Annotated in this window: 6 protein-coding genes; all 6 read right to left on the bottom strand. The window is 64.3% G+C overall.

What is annotated here, in order from left to right:
* Positions 1–38: 38 nt before the first annotated feature.
* Genes AC5Y4D_RS15010 through AC5Y4D_RS14985 form a run of 6 tightly spaced genes read right to left on the bottom strand, consistent with a single transcriptional unit; the run spans position 39 to position 6,450 of the window.
* Positions 39–482 carry a DUF2550 domain-containing protein gene (locus AC5Y4D_RS15010; protein ID WP_500037535.1) on the bottom strand — a complete coding sequence of 148 codons (444 nt, stop codon included), beginning with the start codon at positions 480–482 and terminating at the stop codon, positions 39–41.
* An 8-nt stretch (positions 483–490) separates the two neighbouring features.
* Entirely contained in the window at positions 491–856 is a 366-nt protein-coding gene (locus AC5Y4D_RS15005; protein ID WP_499941060.1) for a F0F1 ATP synthase subunit epsilon, read from the bottom strand.
* 42 nt (positions 857–898) lie between these two features.
* Positions 899–2,362 (bottom strand): F0F1 ATP synthase subunit beta, encoded by a 1,464-nt coding sequence (gene atpD / locus AC5Y4D_RS15000; protein ID WP_500037534.1) that lies wholly within the window; start codon positions 2,360–2,362, stop codon positions 899–901.
* Between the two features lie 24 nt (positions 2,363–2,386).
* Positions 2,387–3,325: a F0F1 ATP synthase subunit gamma gene (locus AC5Y4D_RS14995; protein WP_499941064.1), complete on the bottom strand. Its 939-nt coding sequence runs from the start codon at positions 3,323–3,325 to the stop codon at positions 2,387–2,389.
* A 6-nt stretch (positions 3,326–3,331) separates the two neighbouring features.
* Complete coding sequence (gene atpA / locus AC5Y4D_RS14990) at positions 3,332–5,050, bottom strand: F0F1 ATP synthase subunit alpha (RefSeq protein ID WP_499941065.1); 1,719 nt, start codon at positions 5,048–5,050, stop codon at positions 3,332–3,334.
* 59 nt (positions 5,051–5,109) lie between these two features.
* Entirely contained in the window at positions 5,110–6,450 is a 1,341-nt protein-coding gene (locus tag AC5Y4D_RS14985; RefSeq protein WP_500037533.1) for a F0F1 ATP synthase subunit B/delta, read from the bottom strand.
* Between the last annotated feature and the right edge of the window lie 4 nt (positions 6,451–6,454).

Here is a 6,454-nt window from a genome sequence, read left to right as displayed (position 1 = left end):
GTCTGCTCGCGAGGGTAAGGTGACCCCCTGCTCGGGGGCTAGACGCTGCGGCGACGGGCGCGGGGTGACGGCCGAGACTCCAACCATGACTGAAAAGCCGTCAAAGCGCCTCTGTCCAAGGCGATTTCATATCCCAGCCGACGCTCCTGGGTGGTGTCGCGCAGTTCCAGCACCACGATCTCACCGCTCATGATGTCGAATTCGTCGCCGCGGGGCGCACGCCTGCCCACGACCTCCACTCCGCGCCTGCTCAGCCGGCGATCAGGCCACAACCGCAGACTGGACAGTCGATAGAACGCGGCTTCGCCACCGCGATAACGGATCACCCCGTGCCGCCAGCCATGACCACCCACCGCGGGGATGTCGCGCATGATGGCCGCCATTCCTCCCTGACGCAGTTTCCACAGCCGGAAACTCAGGGCCAGAACAGCCGCACCCAGCAGGACAACGAGCACGACCATGCCGACCATGGGCGCGCTCATCCTACGGATCAGTCGATCGCGCCGATGGCGCGCAATCTGGCGCGGCCCCGGGCGGCGGTTGCGGGATCGTCTGATTCGGAATCCTGCCTGGCCGAACTCTCGTCGATGTCCTTCTCGAACTCGGCCGATTCCGCGAGGACACTGACGCCGTCCTCGGTCACCGTCAAGAAGCCGCCGTCCACTGCGATCCGCAGGTCGTCTTCGCCTTCCCGTTCCACCCGGACCATGGCGTCGTCGACCAGCTGCGCGACCAGGGGGATGTGGTGCGGCAGGATGCCGATCTCCCCGACGGTGGTGCGGGTGAACAGAAACGTCGCTTCCCCCGACCAGATCTCACGGTCGACCGCGACGATCTGCACGTTCAATTCAGCCATGCCACACCACCTTCCATATCTTTCGAGTCAGGACCGCACGCCTCACAGCTTGACGTCGAAGGTCTCGGCCTTCTTGGCCAGGTCGTCGAGTCCACCGATCAGGAAGAAGGCCTGCTCGGGCACGTGGTCGAAATCACCCTTGGTCAGCTTGTCGAAGGCCTCGATGGTCTCCTTGACCGGCACCGTCGAACCGGGCTGGCCGGTGAACTGCTCGGCGGCCATCATGTTCTGCGACAGGAACCGCTCGATGCGCCGCGCGCGGTTGACCAGCTGCTTGTCCTCCTCCGACAGCTCGTCGACACCGAGGATGGCGATGATGTCCTGAAGGTCCTTGTAGCGCTGCAGGATTCGGATGACCTCCTGCGCCACGCGGTAGTGCTCGTCGCCGACGACGCTGGGGTCCAGAATGGTCGAGCTCGAGGCCAGCGGGTCCACCGCGGGGAAGATGCCCTTGGAGAACACCGACCGCGACAGCTCGGTGGTGGCGTCCAGGTGCGCGAAGGTGGTCGCCGGTGCCGGGTCGGTGTAGTCGTCGGCGGGCACGTAGACGGCCTGCATGGACGTAATCGACTTGCCTCGCGTGGAAGTGATGCGCTCCTGCAGCTCACCCATCTCGTCCGCCAGCGTCGGCTGGTAACCCACCGCGGACGGCATCCGGCCGAGCAGCGTGGAGACCTCCGAACCGGCCTGGGTGAACCGGAAGATGTTGTCGATGAACAGCAGCACGTCCTGGCCGGCTTCGTCGCGGAACCACTCCGCCATGGTCAGCGCCGACAACGCCACCCGCATACGGGTGCCGGGCGGCTCGTCCATCTGACCGAACACCAGCGCGGTGTCCTTGAGCACGTCGGCTTCCTTGAGCTCGACCCACAGGTCGTTGCCCTCACGGGTGCGCTCGCCCACACCGGCGAAAACCGAAGTACCACCGAAGTTTCGGGCGATGCGGTTGATCATCTCCTGGATCAACACGGTCTTGCCCACGCCGGCACCGCCGAACAGTGCGATCTTGCCACCACGCACGTACGGCGTGAGCAGGTCCACGACTTTCAGACCGGTCTCGAGCATCTCGGTGCGAGGCTCCAGGTCTTCGAAGGTCGGCGGCTTGCGGTGGATCGACCAGTGGTCGAAGTCTTCTCCGTACCCCTCCTCGTCCAGGCACGTGCCCAGCGCGTTGAAGACGTGGCCCTTGACTTCCTCACCCACCGGGACCGAGATCGACTTGCCGGTGTCGGTGACGTCGACGCCGCGCACCAGTCCGTCGGTGGGCTGCATCGAGATGGCACGGACCAGGTTGTCACCGAGGTGCTGAGCCACCTCGAGAGTCAAGGTCTTCTTCATCGACTCGTAGGTGATGTCGGCGTGCAACGCGTTGAACAGCTCCGGCACGGAACCACGCGGAAACTCGACGTCGACAACGGGTCCGGTGATACGGACCACGCGACCGTTGGTGTCGGAGCCGTTCGACTTCTTGCCGGACTTCTCTGTCGTGTCTGATGTAGCTGCCATATGTCTATCGCTTCCTCGTGGTGCTTACTTGGCGGCGTCGGCGAGCGCGTTGGCGCCACCGACGATTTCGCTGATCTCTTGGGTGATCTGGGCCTGCCGCTCACGGTTCGCCTGCAGCGTCAGGTCCTTGATGAGGTCGTCGGCGTTGTCGGTGGCCGACTTCATCGCACGCTGGCGCGAAGCCAGTTCGGAGGCCGCCGATTCCAGCAGCGCCGCATACACCCGAGTGGTCAGGTACCGCGGCAACAGTGCGTCGAACAGCGTGGTGGCGTCCGGCTCGAAGGAATACAGGGTGTGCGGTTCGTCGTCGTCATCGTCTCCGACGTATTCGACGACCAGCGGCGCGATCCGGTGCGCGGCAGCCGATTGCGACATCATCGACTTGAATTCCGAATAGACGATGTGCAATTCGTCGACGCCCTGCACATCACTGTCGACCTCGATGCCGGAATCGTCGTATTCCTCGCCGGTGCCCTTCATGAAGGCGTCGACCAGCGTGTCGCCGATCTCAGCGGCGTTCTCGTACTGGGGCTGCTCGGAGAAACCCGACCAGGACTGTTGAATGTCCCAGTTCCGGAACGAGTAGTAGTTCTGCGCTTTGCGGCCGACAGTGAAGAGAACCGGCTGCTTACCTTCCTCGCGCAGGAGCGAGAACAGCTCTTCCGAGCGACGGAAGATGCTGGAGTTGTAGGCGCCGCACAGGCCACGGTCAGACGACAACACCAGCACGCCAGCCTTTTTCGGGTTCTCCCGCTCCACCAGTAGCGGGTGGTCGAGGGCGGCTTCGGCGGACAACGTGAGAAGCGTGGAGGTGATCTGGAAGGCGTATGGCCGGGCGGCCTGCAGCCGGGACTGCGCCTTGCCGATGCGCGACGTGGCAATCAGTTCCTGGGCCTTGGTGATCTTCTTGATCGAACCCGCCGAGCGGATCCGGCCGCGGAGTTCGCGAAGTGTGGCAGCCATTGTCCGCTACTTCTTGTTTTTCTTGGAGTCCACCGATTCCTTCTTGGTCGCCTTGCCGGACGAGTCCTTGGAATCCTTCTTCTCTTCCTTCGGCTTTTCCTTCCGGACCTTGACCGACTCCTTCTCTACGTCGTCCTCGTCCATCGCCTCGACGTGTTCGTCAGGCACCACCGATTCGCCATCGCTGGCCGCGAAGCCCTTCTTGAACTTCTTGATGATCGCGGTGAGCTTTTCTTCTTCGTCGTCACCGAACTTGCCGCTCGAGCGGATGCCTTCCAGGAACGACTCTTCCGACGCGCGCATGTGGTCCAGCAACTCGGCTTCGAACCGCTTCACGTCCTGTACCGGCACCGAGTCGATCTGACCGCCAGTGCCCAGGAAGATCGAAACCACTTGCTGCTCAACGGGCATCGGCTCGTACTGAGGTTGCTTGAGTAGCTCCACCAGGCGCTCACCCCGGGCCAGCTGCTTCTTCGACGTGTCGTCGAGGTCGGAGGCGAAGGCGGCGAAGGACTCCAGTTCGCGGTACTGCGAAAGGTCCAGCCGCAGCGAGCCGGCCACCTCTTTCATCGCCTTGATCTGAGCCGCACCACCGACGCGGGACACCGAGCTACCCACGTTGATAGCCGGTCGGACACCCTGGTTGAACAGGTCGGACTCCAGGAAGCACTGGCCGTCGGTGATCGAGATGACGTTGGTCGGGATGTAGGCCGAGATGTCGTTGGCCTTGGTCTCGATCACCGGCAGGGCGGTCAGCGACCCACCACCGAGATCGTCGGACAGCTTCGCGCAACGTTCCAGCAGCCGCGAATGCAGGTAGAACACGTCACCCGGGAACGCCTCACGGCCGGGCGGGCGGCGTAGCAGTAGCGAGATGGCCCGGTAGGCGTCGGCGTGCTTGGTCAGGTCGTCGAACACGATCAGTACGTGCTTGCCCTGGTACATCCAGTGCTGCGCGATCGCCGAACCCGTGTACGGCGCAAGCCATTTGAAGCCGGCCGATTCCGAGGCAGGAGCCGCGACGATGGTGGTGTAGTCCATCGCGCCGCCCTCTTCCAGCGCTTGGCGGACCGCGGCGATCGTGGTGCCCTTCTGCCCGATCGCCACGTAGACGCAGCGAACCTGGAGCTTCTCGTCGTCGGTCTCCCAGTTCTTGCGCTGGTTGAGGATGGTGTCGACGCACACCGCGGTCTTGCCCGTCTTGCGGTCGCCGATGATCAGCTGACGCTGCCCACGGCCGATGGGAGTCATCGCATCGATGGCCTTGATCCCGGTCTGCAACGGCTCCTTCACGCCCTGCCGCTGCACCACCGAGGGCGCCTGCAACTCCAGAGCCCGCCGGTCGTCGGTGTCGATGTCGCCGCCGCCGTCGATCGGCTGCCCGAGCGGGTTCACCACGCGGCCCAGGAAGCCGTCCCCGACCGGCACCGACAGCACGTCGCCGGTCCGCTTGACCTGCTGGCCCTCTTCGATCTGCTCGAAGTCACCCAGGATGACCGCGCCGATGTCGTGCTCGTCCAGGTTGAGGGCCACCCCCAGCACACCGCCCTCGAACTCGAGCAGTTCCTGGGTCATCGCCGACGGCAATCCCTCGACGTGGGCGATACCGTCACCGGCATCGACGACAGTGCCGACCTCCTCGCGAGAGGTGTCGGAAGTGAACGAACTTACGTACTCCTCGATCGCGCTCTGGATGTCGTCGGCGGAGATTGTCAAGTCGGCCATAACGTTTCGTCTTCCTACTTGGGTTCTGACTAGTTCGTGTCTTCGGTCGGGCTGGGCGGTTAGTCCGGTAGCTGCGCCTCGGCGGCGGCAAGACGAGACTTGAGCGTGCCGTCGATGACCTCGTCACCGACGGTGATCAACAGTCCGCCCAGCAGCTCCTTGTCGATCTGCAGTTGCACGGCAACCGGGTGCCCGTAGATGCGGCTCAGCACTTCCACGAGCCGCTGGTTCTGCGCATCGCTGAGTTCGGCCGCTGCGGTGACCTGCGCGACCAGTTCGCCGCGGCGCGCCACCGCCACCTCAGCCAGGAACAGCACCGCCTCGTCGGCCGGCTTGCCTCTCAACAGCTCAATGGTGTGCGACAACAGCGCGGAGGTGACGGCATTGACGCGGCCGCTGGCGCTGTCGAGCACCTTGCGCAGCAACTCGGCCCGACCTTCGACCGGGGTTCGCTGATCCCCGAGCAGGATGGCCAGCCGCGGCTGAGTGTCGAGGATCCGGGAGAACCGGAACAGCTGGTCTTCGACCTCGTCGATCTTGTCGTCGTTTTCGGCGACCGCGAGCAACGCCTGCCGGGACACCTGCTCGATCGCGTCGACCAGATCGTCGTTGGCCGACCAGCGTTCGGACACCGCCGCACGGAGCAGCTCCAGAGTGGGGTCACCGACCTTGCCGTCGAACAGTCGCTCGACGAGCTGGACGCGCGGCGCCGAATCCTCGGACGGCACACTCAGATACCGGAGTACGACCGCTTCGCGGCCGAGCAACTTGGCCACCGAGACGAGCTCGTCGGCCAGCGTCGTCAGGCCTTTCTTGTCGAGGTCCTTGGCGAGCGACTCGAACTTGTCCACGGAGTTCTTCAGGGCCAGCCGGCTGGCGGAGCGCATCTTGGCCGCCACCGGGGACTGCACGTCGCTCGGCTCGGGCGCCATGTCGTCGAGTTCGTCGAGGAAGCGGTCGACGGTGGAGGCCTGCTGCTGCTCGTCGGCGACGAAGTTCTGCACCAATTCCCTTGCCTGACGCACCGATTCGTGCCCGAGTTCCAGACGGAGCTGCCGGATCATCTGTGCCCGAAGCACACCGATCTGTCGGCTGCCCTGCGCTTTGACGCGTTCGGCGTCGGACTCGGCCTGCGCCTGCAGCTGTTCGGCGATGCGTTCGGAGTCGGCTTTGGCTTCTTCGATGAGCCGCTCGGACTCGTCTTTGGCCGATTCCACCGCCCTGGTGTGCGCGCGTTCGGACCGCTCGAGGCGCTCGGCCGCCTCTTTCGAGTCTTTCAGCTGCTGACGCACCATCTCTTGCCGGTCTTTCATCATCCGGCGCACCGGCGGCACGACGTAACGCCAGACGAGCAGCACGATGGCAACGAATCCGATCAGCTGTCCGATAAATGTCGACATGTAT

It is taken from the genome of Mycobacterium sp. NGS67, assembly GCF_059812185.1.
This window is presented reverse-complemented; position numbering and strand designations above follow the sequence as displayed.